The sequence below is a fragment of the Streptomyces sp. NPDC039462 genome (assembly GCF_055639375.1).
The window spans coordinates 414024-429365 of sequence record NZ_JBVKAO010000002.1; the positions used below are offsets into that span (position 1 = coordinate 414024).

A 15342-nucleotide genomic window follows, 5' to 3' on the forward strand; every position below is an offset into this window, starting at 1 on the left:
TCCGCCACGGCCGGCCGCACCGATCCTCACTCCGCCGACGATTGAGGGCAGGGCAGCCGGAGCTCGAACAGCGCACCACCGGACGGCGCCTCACACACCACGAGCGTGCCGCCGTGCCGCACCGCCACGTCCCGCGCGATGGCGAGGCCCAGACCGGCCCCGCCCTCGTCGCGGGTCCGCGCGTCGTCGAGCCGTACGAACCGCTCGAAGATCCGCTCCCGTTCGCTCTCCGGCACGCCGCTCCCGTCATCGGACACCTCGAGGACCGCCCAGGCGCCATCTCTCCGGGTGGACACCGTGACGCGGGAGCGCGCGTGCCGCTGGGCGTTGTTCAGCAGGTTCCCGAGCACCCGCGCCAACTGACCGCGCGAGCCCGCGACTTCCACGCTCTTCAGCTCGGTGTGCACGTCGACGCGGTCCCGGGTGCGCTGCGACAGCTCCTCACGGACGAACGCCGCCAGGTCGACCCGGCCCTCCCCCGGCTTCTCCCCCGCGTCCAGGCGGGCCAGCAGCAGCAGGTCGGCGGCGAGTTCCTGAAGCCGCACGGTGTCCTCGACGGCGCCGTCGACGTCCAGCAACTCCGGGTGGGCCACGCCCACTTCGAGCTGGGTCCGGAGCGACGCGATGGGGCTGCGCAGCTCGTGCGAGGCGTCCGCCACGAACCGGCGCTGGCGCTCCACCGAGGTCTGCAGGGCGGTGAGCGTCTCGTTCGTGGTGCGGGCGAGCCGGGCGATCTCGTCGTGCGTGTCCGGCTCGGGCACGCGGCGCGCGAGATCCTCCGACGCGGTGATCGCGGACATCTCCGCGGTGATCGCCGCCACCGGGCGCAGCGCGCGCCGCGTCACCAGCCAGGTGACCCCGGCGACGACCGCGAGGAGCAGCGGGAAGCCGATCAGCATGGACGTCAGCGCCGTCGACGTGGCGCTCTGCTCGTCGGCGAGCGAACCGCCCGCGTAGACCGTGAGGTCGCCCCGCTTCTCCGTGCTCACCTCGACGGCGGCGAACCGGTAGTCGGCGCTCTCGCCGTCGACGGTGGCGGACCCGGAGCTGTACTCGGCGTCCTCGTCGATCTCTCCGAGCTCGGCCGCCTCACCGGCCTCTGCCGCGTCGCCCTTGTCGTCCCTGTCGTCCCTGTCGTCCGCGTCGTCGCTCCTGTCCTCGCCGCCGGAGCGCGCGGGGGCGGCCCCGACGGGCTTGACCGCGCCGGTCCCGGTGCCGCTGATCCACTCCAGGTCGTCGCTGGCGGCGACCAGCCTGCCCTGCTCGTCGAGGACCTGCACCGGGCTGTCGTCCTCGTCCGGCAGGTCGAGGTCCGCGAACGGCCGGCCCGCCACCAGCTGCGAGGCGACGTCGCGGGCCGCCGAGTCGGCGCGCCCGTCCGCCTGATCGGTGAGGTTGGCCCGCAGCGCGAGCAGCACGGCGGCGCCCGCGGCGACCAGGGCGAGGGCGACGACCAGGCTCGCGCCCAGCGTGGCCCTGGCCCGCACCGATCCGAACAGCCTGCTCATCGCGGGGCCTCCAAGCGGTATCCGGCGCCGCGCACGGTCTTGATGAGGGCCGCGCCGAGCTTGCGCCGCAGCGTGCTCACGTACACCTCGACGATGTTGGGATCGCCTTCGTACGCGAAGTCCCAGACGTGCTCCAGGATGTCGCCCTTGGAGACCACCTCGCCCGCCCGCAGCACCAGCTGCTCAAGGACCGCGAACTCCTTGGCGGTGAGGGTGATCTCGTCCTCGCCGCGGAAGACGCGGCGTGCGGCCGTGTCGACCTTGAGGTCGCCCAGGACGTGCACCGGGGACGGGCCCGCGCCGCCGCGGCGGCGCAGCAGCGCCTTCACGCGGGCGACCAGCACGACGTACGAGAAGGGCTTGGTGAGGTAGTCGTCCGCGCCCGTGTCGAGGCCCTCCGCCTCGTCGTACTCGCCGTCCTTGGCGGTGAGCATCAGGATCGGCACCTCGTTGCCCGCCGCGCGCAGGGTGGAGCAGACGCGGTAGCCGTTCATGCCGGGCAGCATGATGTCGAGGATCACCAGGTCGTACGTGCCCTCGCTCGCCCGGTGCAGCCCGTCGACGCCGTCGTGGACGACGTCGACGGCGTAGCCCTCGGCGGTCAGGCCCTTGGCGAGCGACAGGGCGAGCCGCTTCTCGTCCTCCACGATCAACAAACGCATGCGCTCAGGGTGGCAGAGCGAAGCTGAAGAGTTCTTCAGGCGGCTTCAGCGTGGGTTCAGGATCGCCCCGGCAGATTGGTCCTCGTCGCAACAACGGCTCGCAACAACAGCCCGAAGCGACAGCTCGCAGCAACAGACCGTCTCGGGAGGGACCCCATGAAGCGCAACATCGTCATCGCCACCGTCGCCGCACTCACGCTCGTCGGAGGTGGCACCGCCACCGCCCTCGCGGTCACCGGCGACGACGAGTCGGGCGCCGCCAACCGGTCGAGCGTGCAGCTGAAGGACCACGACCGCGACGACGACCGCAAGGACGACGACCGCGACGACGCCGCGGAGAACACCGCCGAGGCGAAGGCCGCCAAGGTGAACGCCGCGGACGCCGTCAAGGCCGCCCTCGCCGACACCAAGGGCACCGCGGTCTCCGCCGAGCTCGACGACGAGGACGGCGGCTTGGTCTGGGACGTCGACATCCTGAACGGCAAGACGTGGCACAGCGTCGAGGTCGACCCGGGCACCGGCAAGGTTCTCGGCTCCTGGACGGAGAAGGACGACGACGGTGACGACGCCGCCGACGCGGCCCGGCTGAACTCCGCGCTGAAGGGCGCCTCCGTGACCGCCGCGGACGCCGCGCGGGCCGGCGCCGACAAGGGCACCGTGACCTCCGTGGACCTGGACGACGACAGCCGGGCGACCACCTGGAGCGTGGAGACCACCGACTCCAAGGGCGCAGAGTCCGAGTACAACGTCGACCTGAAGACCGGCAAGGTCACCGCGGACCACGACGACCGTGACGACCAGGGCGACCACGACGACGACGGCTCCGACGACTGATACGGACCATCGCCTCCCAGCACATCGATACACCTACGGCCCGGACCCCAGGTCCGGGCCGTACGCGTCCGCCCTGGCTCGGCCTAGCTGTCCGTGAGCCCCTCGACCAGCTCGTCCGCGGCCGTGTACGGATCCAGCTCCCCCGCCACGATGCGCTCCGCGAGCGCGGACAGCCTGAGGTCGCCGTGCAGGGACCCGATCCGCTCCCGCAGCGTCGTGACGGCGATCGTCTCGACCTCCCGGGAGGCGCGGGCCACCCGCCGCTCGGCGAGGACACCGCGCTCCTCCATCCACGCCCGGTGCTTCTCCAGCGCCTCCACGACCTCGTCGACGCCTTCGCCGCGCGCCGCGACCGTCTTCACGATGGGCGGCCGCCAGTCGCCGGGGCCGCGGGACTCACCGAGGCCCAGCATGTGGTTCAGCTCGCGCGCGGTCGCGTCGGCGCCGTCGCGGTCCGCCTTGTTCACGACGTACACGTCGCCGATCTCCAGGATTCCGGCCTTGGCCGCCTGGATGCCGTCGCCCATGCCGGGCGCGAGGAGCACCACCGACGTGTCCGCCTGGGAGGCGATCTCCACCTCGGACTGGCCGACGCCGACGGTCTCGACGAGGATCACGTCGCAGCCCGCCGCGTCCAGGACGCGGATGGCCTGCGGCGCGGCCCACGCGAGCCCGCCGAGGTGACCGCGCGTGGCCATGGAGCGGATGTAGACACCGGGGTCGGACGCGTGGTCCGACATCCGGACGCGGTCGCCGAGGAGCGCGCCTCCGGAGAAGGGGGACGACGGGTCCACGGCGAGGACGCCGACCCGCTTTCCGGCCCGCCGGTAGGAGCTCACGAGCGCGGACGTCGATGTCGACTTGCCGACACCGGGCGATCCCGTGAGACCGACCACGTAGGCGTGGCCCGCGAGCGGCGCCAGCGCCGCCATCACTTCCCGCAGCTGCGGTGACGCCCCCTCGACCAGTGAGATCAGCCGGGCCACGGCCCGCGGCCTGCCCTCGCGGGCCTGCGCCACCAGGGAGGGGACGTCCTGCATCACAGCTCCGTTCACTACGTACGCGTACGGGACGGGAGTACCGCCCCCTACGCGTCACGTCACGCACACGTACAGGACGGGATACCGCCGGGTCAGGCCTTGGCCACCTTCACGATCAGGGCGTCGCCCTGACCGCCGCCACCGCACAGCGCGGCCGCGCCCACGCCGCCGCCCCGCCGCTTCAGCTCCAGGGCGAGGTGCAGTACGAGGCGCGCGCCGGACATGCCGATCGGGTGACCCAGCGCGATGGCTCCGCCGTTGACGTTCACCTTTTCCGTGGAAACTCCGAGGTCGTTCATTGACTGCACCGCGACGGCGGCGAAGGCTTCGTTGATCTCGATCAGGTCGAGGTCGGAGACCTCCAGGCCCTCCTTCTTCAGCGCGTGCTGTATGGCGTTGGACGGCTGGGACTGGAGCGAGTTGTCGGGTCCCGCCACATTGCCGTGCGCACCGATCTCGGCGAGCCAGTCGAGGCCCAGCTCCTCGGCCTTGGCCTTGGACATGACGACGACCGCGGCGGCGCCGTCGGAGATCTGCGAGGCGGAGCCCGCCGTGATCGTGCCGTCCTTGGCGAAGGCCGGGCGCAGCTTGCCGAGGGACTCGGCGGTGGTCTCCGGGCGGATGCCCTCGTCCTTGGCGAAGAGCACCGGGTCGCCCTTGCGCTGCGGGATCTCGACCGGGGTGATCTCGGCCTCGAACAGGCCGTTCTTCTGGGCGGCCGCGGCGCGCTGGTGGGAGAGGGCGGCCACCTCGTCCTGCACCGCACGGCGGATGCCGAGGCGGGTGTTGTGCTTCTCCGTCGACTCGCCCATCGCGACGCCGTCGAAGGAGTCGGTGAGGCCGTCGTGCGCCATGGAGTCGAGCATCTCGATCGCGCCGTACTTGTATCCCTCGCGGGACTTGGGGAGCAGGTGGGGGGCGTTGGTCATGGACTCCTGACCGCCGGCCACCACGATGTCGAACTCGCCGGCGCGGATCAGCTGGTCGGCGAGCGCGATGGCGTCGAGGCCCGAGAGGCAGACCTTGTTGACGGTCAGCGCGGGGACGTTCATGGGGATGCCCGCCTTGACGGCGGCCTGGCGTGCCGGGATCTGCCCTGCCCCGGCCTGGAGCACCTGGCCCATGATCACGTACTGGACCTGGTCGCCGCCGATTCCCGCGCGTTCCAGCGCGGCCTTGATCGCGAAGCCCCCCAGATCCGCACCCGAGAAGGACTTCAGCGAGCCGAGGAGACGGCCCATGGGCGTGCGTGCGCCCGCGACGATCACTGAGGTGGTGCCGGTCGTTCCTGCCATGTGCGACGACCCCTTGGGAGGAGAGGAGTTAACGAGGGTTTATCTGAATGTACTGAGCAGTACCCCTGCCGTCATCGGGCGGCGACTGTGATCGCGCGCACGTTGCGTAATCACTGCGGCAAGCGCTGCACTTGAACCATGCTGACGCGAATCGACCACATCGGGATCGCCTGTTTCGACCTCGACAAGACCGTCGAGTTCTACCGTGCGACGTACGGATTCGAGGTCTTCCACACCGAGGTCAACGAAGAGCAGGGCGTGCGCGAGGCCATGCTCAAAATCAACGAGACGAGTGACGGAGGTGCCTCCTACCTCCAGCTCCTGGAACCGACCCGCGACGACTCCGCGGTCGGCAAGTGGCTGGCCAAGAACGGCGAGGGCGTGCACCACATCGCCTTCGGCACCGCGGACGTGGACGGCGACGCCGCGGCCATCAAGGACAAGGGCGTACGCGTCCTCTACGAAGAGCCCCGGATCGGCTCCATGGGGTCGCGCATCACGTTCCTGCACCCGAAGGACTGCCACGGTGTCCTTACGGAACTTGTCACTTCGGCACCCTCCGAGGCACCGGAGCACTGACCTCCGTATATCTGGGCCGGTAGGGTTAGTGGCGGCCGTCCGAACTTCGGGCGGCCACATACCGGGGTCCGGGTTTCGGGGGACGAGCGTCGGGGCAGCAGCTCATGCTCCGCTGTTGATCTGACACCATTCCCCCGGGGGCCCCGTTCGGCGGATGGACGGGGCTCGTTGGAGAGAATTGCGACCAGGAGTGGGGCCTCCCCTGCTCGAGCGCAGCCGAGAGCTCGGGGAAGGATGGGACCGCGCAGTGCGGGGCTACGAACGCCAAGAGAACTCGCGGGCTGAGACCGACAGTCTGTCGCGGTTCGAGGCCGAGATGGATCGGCTGAAGACCGAGCGGGAGAAAGCCGTCCAGCACGCCGAGGACCTCGGCTACCAGGTCGAGGTGTTGCGCGCCAAGCTGCACGAGGCGCGCCGCAACCTCGCGTCCCGCCCTGCCTACGACAGCGCGGACATCGGGTATCAGGCCGAGCAGTTGCTCCGCAATGCCCAGATCCAGGCCGAGCAGCTGCGCGCCGACGCCGAGCGCGAGCTCCGCGACGCCCGCGCGCAGACCCAGCGGATCCTCCAGGAGCACGCCGAGCAGCAGGCCCGCCTCCAGTCCGAGCTGCACGCCGAGGCCGTCTCGCGCCGCCAGCAGCTCGACCAGGAGCTGGCCGAGCGCCGCAGGACCGTCGAGTCCCACGTCAACGAGAACGTGGCCTGGGCCGAGCAGCTCAGGGCCCGCACGGAACAGCAGGCCCGCCGCCTCCTCGACGAGTCGCGCGCCGAGGCCGACCAGGCCCTGGCCGCCGCCCGCGCCGAGGCCGCCCGGATCGCCGAGGAGGCCCGCCAGCGCCTGGCCGGCGACGCCGAGGCCGCCCGCGCCGAGGCCGAGGCGATCCTGCGCCGCGCCCGCACCGACGCCGAGCGCCTGCTGAACGCCGCGTCCACCCAGGCCCAGGAGGCCACCGACCACGCCGAGCAGCTGCGCTCCACCACGGCGACCGAGTCCGAGCAGGCGCGCCGCCAGGCCGCCGAGGCGAGCCGGGCCGCCGAGCAGCGCATGGCCGAGGCCGAGACGGCGCTGCGCACCGCGCGCGGCGAGGCCGAGAAGGTGCTCGCCGAGGCCAAGGAGACCGCGGCCAAGCAGCTGTCGGCCGCGGAGGCGGCGAACGAACAGCGCACGCGGACCGCCAAGGAGCAGGTCGCCCGCCTGGTCGGCGAGGCCACCAAGGAGGCCGAGTCCACCCGATCAGAGGCCGAGCAGCTGGTCGCCGACGCCCGCGCGGAGGCCGAGAAGCTGATCGCGGACGCCGCCGAGAAGGCGCGCACGATCACCGCCGAGGAGACCGCGAGCCAGCTCGCGAAGGCCGCGCGGACCGCCGAGGAGGTCCTCGACAAGGCCTCGAAGAACGCCAAGGAGACCACGAAGGCCGCCACCGAGGAGGCCGAGCGGATCCGGTCCGAGGCGGAGGCCGAGGCGGACCGGCTGCGCGCCGAGGCGCACGACATCGCCGAGGAGCTCAAGGGCGCGGCGAAGGACGACACCAAGGAGTACCGCGCCAAGACCGTCGAGCTGCAGGAGGAGGCGCGCCGGCTGCGCGGCGAGGCCGAGCAGCTGCGGGCCGACGCGGTCTCCGAGGGCGAGCGCATCCGGGGCGAGGCGCGGCGCGAGGCGGTCAAGGAGATCGAGGAGGCGGCCAAGTCCGCCGAGGAGCTCCTCGCCAAGGCGAAGGCCGACGCCGAGGAGCTGCGCACGGCCGCGGCCACCGAGAGCGACCGGGTCCGCACCGAGGCCGTCGAGCGCGCCACGACGCTGCGCACGCAGGCCGAGGAGACCCTGGAGCGCACCCGCGAGGAGGCCGAGCGGCACCGCGAGGAGGCCGCCGAGCAGGCCGAGGCCACCAGGTCCGAGGCCGAGGAGGCCGCGCGGGCGCTGCGCGAGGAGACCGAGCAGGCCATAGCGGCACGGCAGGCCGAGGCCGCCGAGGAGCTGACGCGGCTGCGCACGGAGGCCGAGGAGCGCCTGTCGGCCGCCGAGCAGGCGCTGACCGACGCCCGCGCCGAGGCCGCGCGCATGCGCAAGGAGGCCACGGACGAGACGGACCGGCTGCGCGCCGAGTCCGCCGAGCGGATCCGCACGCTCCAGGCGCAGGCCGAGACCGAGGCGGAGCGGCTGCGCGACGAAGCCGCGGCCGACGCCTCGCAGGCCCGCGCGGAGGGCGAGAACATCGCCGTACGCCTGCGTTCGGAGGCCGCCGCCGAGGCGGAGCGGCTCAAGACGGAGGCGCAGGAGTCGGCCGACCGGGTCCGTGCGGAGGCCGCGGCCGCCGCCGAGCGCGTCGGCACGGAGGCCGCCGAGGCGCTCGCCGCCGCCCAGGAGGAGGCGGCCCGCCGCCGCCGCGAGTCCGAGGAGACCCTGGCCTCCGCGCGTGCGGAGGCCGACCAGGAGCGTGAGCGGGCCCGCGAGCAGAGCGAGGAGCTCCTCGCGTCCGCCCGCAAGCGCGTCGAGGAGGCGCAGGCCGAGGCGATCCGGCTCGTCGAGGAGGCCGACCGCCGCGCGACCGAGCTGGTCTCGGCCGCCGAGCAGCACGCCCAGTCCGTACGCGACTCCGTGGCCGGCCTGCACGAGGCGGCGCAGGAGGAGGTCGCGGGGCTGCGCTCGGCCGCCGAGCACGCCGCCGAGCGCACGCGGACGGAGGCGCAGGAGGAGGCTGACCGCGTCCGCGCCGACGCCTACGCCGAGCGGGAGCGCGCCACCGAGGACGCCAACCGCACCCGGCGCGAGGCGACGGAGGCCTCGGAGGCCGCCAAGGAGCTCGCGGAGCGCACGGTTGCGGACGCGATCGCGGAGGCCGAGCGGATGCGCTCGGACGCCTCGGAGCACGCCCAGCGGGTGCGCACGGAGGCGTCGGACACCATCGCGCAGGCGGAGCAGGACGCCGCACGCACGCGTGCCGACGCCCGCGAGGACGCCAACCGCATCCGCAACGACGCGGCGGCCCAGGCCGACACCCTGATCGGCGAGGCCCGCAGCGAGGCGGAGCTGCTGCAGAACGAGACGGCCGCGGAGGCCGAGCGGGTCCGCACGGAGGCCGTCGAGCAGGCGGAGCGGCTCACGGCCGAGACCGCCACCGAGGCCGAGCGCGTCCGCACGGAGGCCGTCGAGCAGGCCGAGCGGCTGCGCGCCGAGTCCACCGCCGAGGCGGAGCGGGTGCGCGCGGAGTCCGTGGCGAAGGCCGAGAAGCTCATCTCGGACGCCTCCGGCGACGCGGAGCGGCTGCGCGCCGAGGCCGCCGAGACGGTCAACTCCGCACAGCAGCACGCCGAGCGGATCCGCAGCGAGTCGGAGCGCGTCAAGGCGGCGGCGGCGAGCGAGGCCGAGCGGCTCACGTCCCAGGCGCGCGAGGAGGCCGAGCGCACCCTCGACGAGGCCCGCAAGGAGGCCAACAAGCGCCGTCAGGAAGCCGCCGAGCAGGTCGACACGCTCATCACGGAGGCCGCGGCGGAGGCCGAGAAGCTGACGTCGGACGCCCAGGAGAAGGCGCTGAAGGCGACCACGGACGCCGAGGCGCAGGCCGACACGATGGTCGGCGCGGCCCGCAAGGAGGCCGAGCGCCTGGTCGCCGCGGCGACGGTCGAGGGCAACTCCCTGGTGGAGAAGGCCCGTACGGACGCGGACGAGCTGCTCGTCGGCGCCCGCCGCGACGCGACCGCCATAAGGGAGCGCTCGGAGGAGCAGCGCGACCGTCTCAGCGCCGAGATCGAGGAGTTGCACGACCGCGCCCGCCGCGAGTCCGCCGAGGCGATGAAGTCCGCGGGCGAGCGGTGCGACGCGCTGGTCAAGGCCGCGGAGGAGCAGCTGGCCGAGGCCGAGGCGAAGGCGAAGGAGCTGGTCTCGGACGCCAACTCGGAGGCGGGCAAGGTCCGTATCGCCGCCGTGAAGAAGGCCGAGGCGCTCCTGAAGGAGGCCGAGACCAAGAAGGCCGAGCTGACGCGCGAGGCCGAGCGGATCAAGGCCGAGGCCGAGGCGGAGGCGACCCGTATGGTCGAGGAGGGCAAGCAGGAGCTGGAGGTTTTGGTGCGGCGCCGCGCGGACATCAATGCGGAGATCTCCCGTGTCCAGGACGTGCTGGAGGCGTTGGAGTCTTTCGAGGCCCCGTCGAGCGGTGCGAAGACCGGGTCGGGCGGCGGCTCCGGCGCGGGCGGCGTCAAGGCGGGGGCCGCGGCCGGATCGACACGTTCGAGTGGGAAGCAGTCGGAGGGGTAGTCAAAGGGAATCTGCCGTGCTCCGAAAGGACCTTTGGCCCTGTCCCTGGCAAGCGCTCTGACGGTCAGCCACTCAAAAGGGGTGTCATTCTCCAGATCAAACAGGCATCTGCTCGATGACACGCCGCTTGGACCCCTAGGATTCCCTCTATCACCTCACCGGTCTCATTCGACAGGAACCCCATGAGCGACACTTCCCCCTACGGCTTCGAGCTTGTGCGGCGTGGGTACGACCGCGCTCAGGTGGACGAACGTATCTCCAAGCTCGTCTCCGACCGTGACAGTGCTCTTGCCCGTATCACTGCTCTGGAAAAGCGCATCGAGGAGCTGCACCTCGAGACGCAGAACGCCCAGGCCCAGGTCGCCGACGCCGAGCCGTCGTACGCCGGTCTCGGTGCCCGCGTCGAGAAGATCCTCCGCCTCGCCGAGGAGGAGGCGAAGGACCTGCGCGAGGAGGCCCGTCGCGCGGCCGAGCAGCACCGTGAGCTCGCCGAGTCCGCCGCCCAGCAGGTGCGCAACGACGCCGAGTCGTTCGCCGCCGAGCGCAAGGCCAAGGCCGAGGACGAGGGCGTCCGGATCGTCGAGAAGGCCAAGGGCGAGGCGAGCGCGCTGCGGGCCGAGGCCCAGAAGGACGCGCAGTCCAAGCGCGAGGAGGCCGACGCCCTCTTCGAGGAGACCCGCGCCAAGGCCGCCCAGGCCGCCGCGGACTTCGAGACGAACCTCGCCAAGCGCCGTGAGCAGTCCGAGCGTGACCTGGCCTCGCGGCAGGCCAAGGCGGAGAAGCGCCTCGCGGAGATCGAGCACCGTGCGGAGCAGCTGCGCCTGGAGGCGGAGAAGCTGCGCACCGACGCGGAGCGCCGCGCCCGGCAGACCGTCGAGACCGCGCAGCGCCAGGCCGAGGACATCGTGGCCGACGCGAACGCGAAGGCGGACCGGATCCGTTCGGAGTCCGAGCGCGAGCTCGCCGCCCTCACGAACCGCCGCGACAGCATCAACGCGCAGCTCACCAATGTGCGGGAGATGCTGGCGACGCTCACCGGTGCGGCGGTCGCCGCCGCGGGTACGCCCGCGGACGACGAGCCCGTCTCGCGAGGCGTGCCGGCTCAGCAGACCCGCTGAGGCCGTAGCGGACCTGCGGGCCCGGCTGTGGCTGAGCGCGCGGTTCCCCGCGCCCCTTCCCAGGGGCGCAGAGCCCCCTGTTCTCCAGTGGCAGGGGGCTTTGTCCCGTTTTAGCGTTGCCGCATGATCGAGCTAGAGGGGCTGACCAAGCGGTACGGCGAAAAGGTGGCCGTCAACAACCTGACCTTCACCGTCCGCCCCGGCATGGTCACCGGCTTCCTCGGCCCGAACGGCGCGGGCAAGTCCACCACCATGCGCATGCTGCTCGGGCTCGACCACCCCTCGGCCGGCGCCGTCCGCATCGACGGCCGGCACTACACCCAGCTGAAGGACCCGCTCAAGTGCATCGGCGCGCTCCTCGACGCCAAGGCGATGCACGGCGGCCGCAGCGCCTTCAACCACCTGCTCTGCCTCGCGCAGAGCAACGGCATCCCGCGCGCCCGCGTCACCGAGGTCCTGGACACCGTCGGGCTGACCGCCGTCGCCAAGAAGAAGGCCAAAGGCTTCTCGCTCGGCATGGGCCAGCGGCTCGGCATCGCGGGGGCGCTCCTCGGCGACCCCGAGATCCTGATGTTCGACGAGCCGGTCAACGGCCTCGACCCCGAGGGCATCCACTGGATCCGCAACCTGATGAAGTCCCTTGCCGCACAAGGGCGTACGGTCTTCGTCTCCTCGCATCTGATGAGCGAGATGGCGCTCACCGCCGACCACCTCGTCGTCATCGGCCAGGGCCGCCTCCTCGCCGACCTGTCGATGTCCGACTTCATCCGGCAGAACTCCCGCTCGTACGTCAGAGTCCGCTCCCCGCAGCGCGAACGCCTCCTCGACGTCCTGCACCGGGCGGGCGTCACCGCCGTCGACGCGGGGGACGGCGCCCTCGAAGTGGACGGTGCCCCCGCGGAGGAGCTCGGTGAGCTCGCCGCGCGAAACCATGTCGTCCTCCATGAGCTGAGCCCCCAACAGGCGTCCCTGGAGGAGGCCTTCATGCAGCTCACCGCGGAGTCGGTCGAGTACCACGCGCACGCCGACCACAAAGGGCCCGGCCAGGGCTGGCAGCCGCGGAAGGGAGCCTGAGCGATGGCCGCGACGCAGGTACTGCGATCGGAGTGGACCAAGATCCGCTCGGTCTCGTCGACCGTCTGGACGCTCGGGCTCGCCCTCGTCGTGACGGTCGCGCTCGGCGCGTTGATCAGCGTCCTGTCCAAGAACGACTACGACAGCCTGGACGCCAGGGACAGGCTGACCTTCGACCCGACGTTCATCAGCTTCGCCGGGATGTCCCTCGGTCAGCTCGCGATGATCGTCTTCGGGGTGCTCGTCGTCTCGAACGAGTACAGCACCGGCATGATCCGCACCTCGCTCGCGGCGGTCCCGCAGCGCGCCGCGTTCCTCTTCGGCAAGATCACCGTCGCGACACTGCTCGCCTTCGTGGTGGGCCTGGCCACCAGCTTCCTCACCTTCTTCGTCGGGCAGGCGATGCTCGGCCCGTACAAGGCGCAGATCGGCGACCCCGGAGTGCTGCGCGCCGTGATCGGCGGCGCGCTCTACATGACGCTCATCGCGCTGTTCTCCATGGGCGTCGCGGCGATGCTGCGCAGCCCGATGCTCTCCCTCGGCATCCTGATGCCGTTCTTCTTCCTCATCTCCAGCATCCTCGGCAACGTATCGGCGACGAAGAAGATCGGCCGCTTCCTGCCCGACCAGGCCGGCAGCAAGATCATGCAGGTCAAGTCGCCGTTCGACGACGACACCCCGTACGGGCCGTGGGGCGGCCTCGCGATCATGGTGGCGTGGGTGGTGCTCGCGCTGCTCGGTGGGTACGTACTGCTGAAGAAACGGGACGCGTGATCTCGGCGTCCACAGGGACGTACGACCGCCGTGCCCCGGAGGGACATGTGACGACGCAGGACCGCGGGCTCGCGGCGCTCGGCCTTGACGGCGTGCCCGCGCTGCAACCCCTCACCTACCCGGGCCTGCCGGTCACGGTCCCCGCCCTGCTCACCGGCGCCGAGCTGCTCGAGCTGCGCCCGCGCCCCGGCGGACTCGGCGCGTGGACCGTCGACGGCGCCGGCCACCGGCCGCACCGCTCACTGGACGACATCCTCACCGCTCTCGGCCGGACACCCGTCGCGGGCCGCCACCCCGTCATCGCCGTCGGCTCGAACGCCTCCCCCGGCCAGCTCTCCCACAAGCTCGCCCGGCGCGGCGTCCCCGGCGCCGTGCCGATGGTGCCCGTGCGGCTGCGCGGCCTCGGCATCGGCTGCTCCGCCCACATCGGCCGGGCCGGGTACGTGGCAGCCGCCCCCTACGGATTCCGCACCGCGCGGACCACCCTCGTCGTCTCCTGGCTGGACACGGCACAGCTGCCCGCCGTCGACGCCACCGAGCTCCCCAACTACCGGCGCGTCCTGCTGCCCGGGGACGCGTACGAAATGACCCTGCCGTCCGGCGAGCGGCTCGACGAGGCGTACGTCTACGTCAGCGTGCGCGGCGTCCTCGCCGACCCGGTGACCGGGCTGCCGCGGCCCGGCGGCGGCGACCAGGCCGCGCTGCTCGACGCGCTCCTCGACGCATCGGCGCGCCTGCGGGAACTGCTCGGGCCCGACGCGGCGTCCTGGGTACGGCGGGCCGCCGCCGACCCCGAGCTCCGCGCGCGGGGCACGCGGCTCTTCGCGGAAGAGGGCTGGGTGCTGCCGTGGACGGAGCTCCCGGTGCCGTAAACGCTTTTACTCGCTCTTGGCTGGAACCGTCAGCTCCCCGTTATCCTCCTAACCCTTACGGGGGCGTGTGCCCCGACGTCCTGAACCATTCGATGGGTGCGGAGAATGATCGAGGCAGTCGGCCTGACGAAGCGCTACGGCGCCAAGACAGCCGTGTACAACCTTTCCTTCCAGGTGCGGCCCGGAACCGTCACCGGCTTCCTCGGGCCCAACGGCTCCGGCAAGTCGACGACGATGCGCATGATCCTCGGGCTCGACGCGCCCACCACCGGGCAGGTGACGATCGGCGGCTACCCGTACCGCAAGCTGCCGAACGCCCCGCGCCAGGTCGGTGCGCTGCTCGACGCCAAGGCCGTGCACGGCGGCCGGCACGCCCGCAACCACCTGCTCTGCCTCGCGCAGCTCTCCGGCATCCCGGCCCGCAGGGTCGACGAGGTGCTCGGCGTCGTGGGTCTGCAGGACGTGGCGAAGAAGCGCTCCAAGGGCTTCTCGCTCGGCATGGGCCAGCGGCTCGGCATCGCGGCGGCGCTCCTCGGCGACCCGCAGGTGCTGCTCTTCGACGAGCCGGTCAACGGCCTCGACCCCGAGGGCATCCTCTGGGTCCGCAACCTGATGAAGTCGCTCGCGGCCGAGGGGCGCACGGTCTTCGTGTCGTCCCACCTGATGAGCGAGATGGCGCTGACCGCCGAGCACCTCATCGTGATCGGCCGCGGCCAGCTGCTCGCCGACATGAGCGTCAAGGACTTCATCTCGCACAACTCGGCGGACTTCGCGCGGGTGCGCACGCCGGACAGCGAGCCACAGCACCGCGAGAAGCTGACGGCCCTGCTGACCGAGGCGGGCGGCCAGGTGCTGCCCGAGCAGGACGGCGCGCTGCGCGTCACCGGTCTGCCGCTCCCCCGTATCAGCGACCTCGCGCACGGCGCGGACGTCCGCTTGTGGGAGCTCTCCCCGCACCAGGCCTCGCTGGAAGAGGCGTACATGCGGATGACGCAGGGCGCCGTCGACTACCGCTCCACGGTCGACCAGCGCGCGGGCCTCCAGCAGGAGATGCCGCCCGGCGCCATGCCCCCCGGCGCGCTGCCGCAGGGCGTGCCGGTGCCCGGCCAGGGCCAGCCCGGCTGGTACGCCCCGCCGCCGCCCCAGCAGGGCGGCGGTCAGCCCTTCGCGATGCCGCAGCCGCAGGGCGCGCCCGCGACGCAGAACCCGTACGCCGCGGCTCCCCCGCAGCAGGCGCCGGCCGCGGCCCCCGCCGCGCCCACCCCCGACATGGCCAAGCGCGCCACCGCCACCGACAACGAGGACGCCGCACGATGACCACGCCTCCGACTCCG

At 72.2% G+C, this 15342-nt stretch carries 12 protein-coding genes; 8 read left to right on the forward strand and 4 right to left on the reverse strand.

The window, feature by feature from the left end; all coding sequences use genetic code 11:
* Positions 1–26: 26 nt before the first annotated feature.
* The gene (locus ACZ7LU_RS12560) at positions 27–1508 is read right to left on the reverse strand and encodes a sensor histidine kinase (protein ID WP_471916687.1); all 1482 of its coding nucleotides are present in this window, start codon (positions 1506–1508) and stop codon (positions 27–29) included.
* On the reverse strand, positions 1505–2170 hold the full coding sequence (locus ACZ7LU_RS12565; RefSeq protein ID WP_398301287.1) for a response regulator transcription factor: 666 nt from the start codon (positions 2168–2170) through the stop codon (positions 1505–1507). The genes ACZ7LU_RS12560 and ACZ7LU_RS12565 overlap by 4 nt, the downstream gene beginning before the upstream one ends.
* A 156-nt stretch (positions 2171–2326) precedes the next feature.
* Here ACZ7LU_RS12565 and ACZ7LU_RS12570 point away from each other — a divergent pair, with 156 nt between their 5' ends.
* Positions 2327–3004, forward strand: coding sequence for a PepSY domain-containing protein (locus ACZ7LU_RS12570; RefSeq protein ID WP_471916688.1), 678 nt, complete (start codon positions 2327–2329; stop codon positions 3002–3004).
* Positions 3005–3087: 83 nt separating this feature from the next.
* Here ACZ7LU_RS12570 and meaB read toward each other — a convergent pair whose 3' ends face one another.
* Both meaB and ACZ7LU_RS12580 read right to left on the reverse strand, forming a co-directional pair.
* Positions 3088–4044 carry a methylmalonyl Co-A mutase-associated GTPase MeaB gene (gene meaB, locus ACZ7LU_RS12575; protein WP_398301283.1) on the reverse strand — a complete coding sequence of 319 codons (957 nt, stop codon included), beginning with the start codon at positions 4042–4044 and terminating at the stop codon, positions 3088–3090.
* Positions 4045–4136: 92 nt separating this feature from the next.
* Complete coding sequence (locus ACZ7LU_RS12580) at positions 4137–5339, reverse strand: acetyl-CoA C-acetyltransferase (RefSeq protein WP_398301281.1); 1203 nt, start codon at positions 5337–5339, stop codon at positions 4137–4139.
* A gap of 138 nt (positions 5340–5477) precedes the next feature.
* Here ACZ7LU_RS12580 and mce point away from each other — a divergent pair, with 138 nt between their 5' ends.
* From mce to ACZ7LU_RS12615, 7 genes are all read left to right on the forward strand, one after another.
* Entirely contained in the window at positions 5478–5918 is a 441-nt protein-coding gene (mce, locus tag ACZ7LU_RS12585; RefSeq protein WP_362990308.1) for a methylmalonyl-CoA epimerase, read from the forward strand.
* Between the two features lie 247 nt (positions 5919–6165).
* Positions 6166–10170, forward strand: coding sequence for a polarized growth protein Scy (gene scy, locus ACZ7LU_RS12590; RefSeq protein WP_471916689.1), 4005 nt, complete (start codon positions 6166–6168; stop codon positions 10168–10170).
* Between the two features lie 182 nt (positions 10171–10352).
* On the forward strand, positions 10353–11288 hold the full coding sequence (locus tag ACZ7LU_RS12595) for a coiled-coil domain-containing protein (protein ID WP_150216158.1): 936 nt from the start codon (positions 10353–10355) through the stop codon (positions 11286–11288).
* A gap of 123 nt (positions 11289–11411) precedes the next feature.
* Complete coding sequence (locus ACZ7LU_RS12600) at positions 11412–12362, forward strand: ABC transporter ATP-binding protein (RefSeq protein WP_471916690.1); 951 nt, start codon at positions 11412–11414, stop codon at positions 12360–12362.
* A 3-nt stretch (positions 12363–12365) separates the two neighbouring features.
* Positions 12366–13136 (forward strand): ABC transporter permease, encoded by a 771-nt coding sequence (locus ACZ7LU_RS12605; RefSeq protein WP_398301275.1) that lies wholly within the window; start codon positions 12366–12368, stop codon positions 13134–13136.
* A gap of 47 nt (positions 13137–13183) precedes the next feature.
* The gene (locus ACZ7LU_RS12610) at positions 13184–14008 is read left to right on the forward strand and encodes a hypothetical protein (RefSeq protein WP_471916691.1); all 825 of its coding nucleotides are present in this window, start codon (positions 13184–13186) and stop codon (positions 14006–14008) included.
* A 105-nt stretch (positions 14009–14113) separates the two neighbouring features.
* Positions 14114–15325 carry an ABC transporter ATP-binding protein gene (locus ACZ7LU_RS12615; RefSeq protein WP_471916692.1) on the forward strand — a complete coding sequence of 404 codons (1212 nt, stop codon included), beginning with the start codon at positions 14114–14116 and terminating at the stop codon, positions 15323–15325.
* Positions 15326–15342 lie beyond the last annotated feature (17 nt).

Coding starts and splice junctions, on each gene's coding strand:
- ACZ7LU_RS12560 (WP_471916687.1), bottom strand. CDS start 1,508: ATGAGCAGGCTGTTCGGATCGGTGCGGGCCAGGGCCACGCTGGGCGCG.
- ACZ7LU_RS12565 (WP_398301287.1), bottom strand. CDS start 2,170: ATGCGTTTGTTGATCGTGGAGGACGAGAAGCGGCTCGCCCTGTCGCTC.
- ACZ7LU_RS12570 (WP_471916688.1), top strand. CDS start 2,327: ATGAAGCGCAACATCGTCATCGCCACCGTCGCCGCACTCACGCTCGTC.
- meaB (WP_398301283.1), bottom strand. CDS start 4,044: ATGCAGGACGTCCCCTCCCTGGTGGCGCAGGCCCGCGAGGGCAGGCCG.
- ACZ7LU_RS12580 (WP_398301281.1), bottom strand. CDS start 5,339: ATGGCAGGAACGACCGGCACCACCTCAGTGATCGTCGCGGGCGCACGC.
- mce (WP_362990308.1), top strand. CDS start 5,478: ATGCTGACGCGAATCGACCACATCGGGATCGCCTGTTTCGACCTCGAC.
- ACZ7LU_RS12595 (WP_150216158.1), top strand. CDS start 10,353: ATGAGCGACACTTCCCCCTACGGCTTCGAGCTTGTGCGGCGTGGGTAC.
- ACZ7LU_RS12600 (WP_471916690.1), top strand. CDS start 11,412: ATGATCGAGCTAGAGGGGCTGACCAAGCGGTACGGCGAAAAGGTGGCC.
- ACZ7LU_RS12605 (WP_398301275.1), top strand. CDS start 12,366: ATGGCCGCGACGCAGGTACTGCGATCGGAGTGGACCAAGATCCGCTCG.
- ACZ7LU_RS12615 (WP_471916692.1), top strand. CDS start 14,114: ATGATCGAGGCAGTCGGCCTGACGAAGCGCTACGGCGCCAAGACAGCC.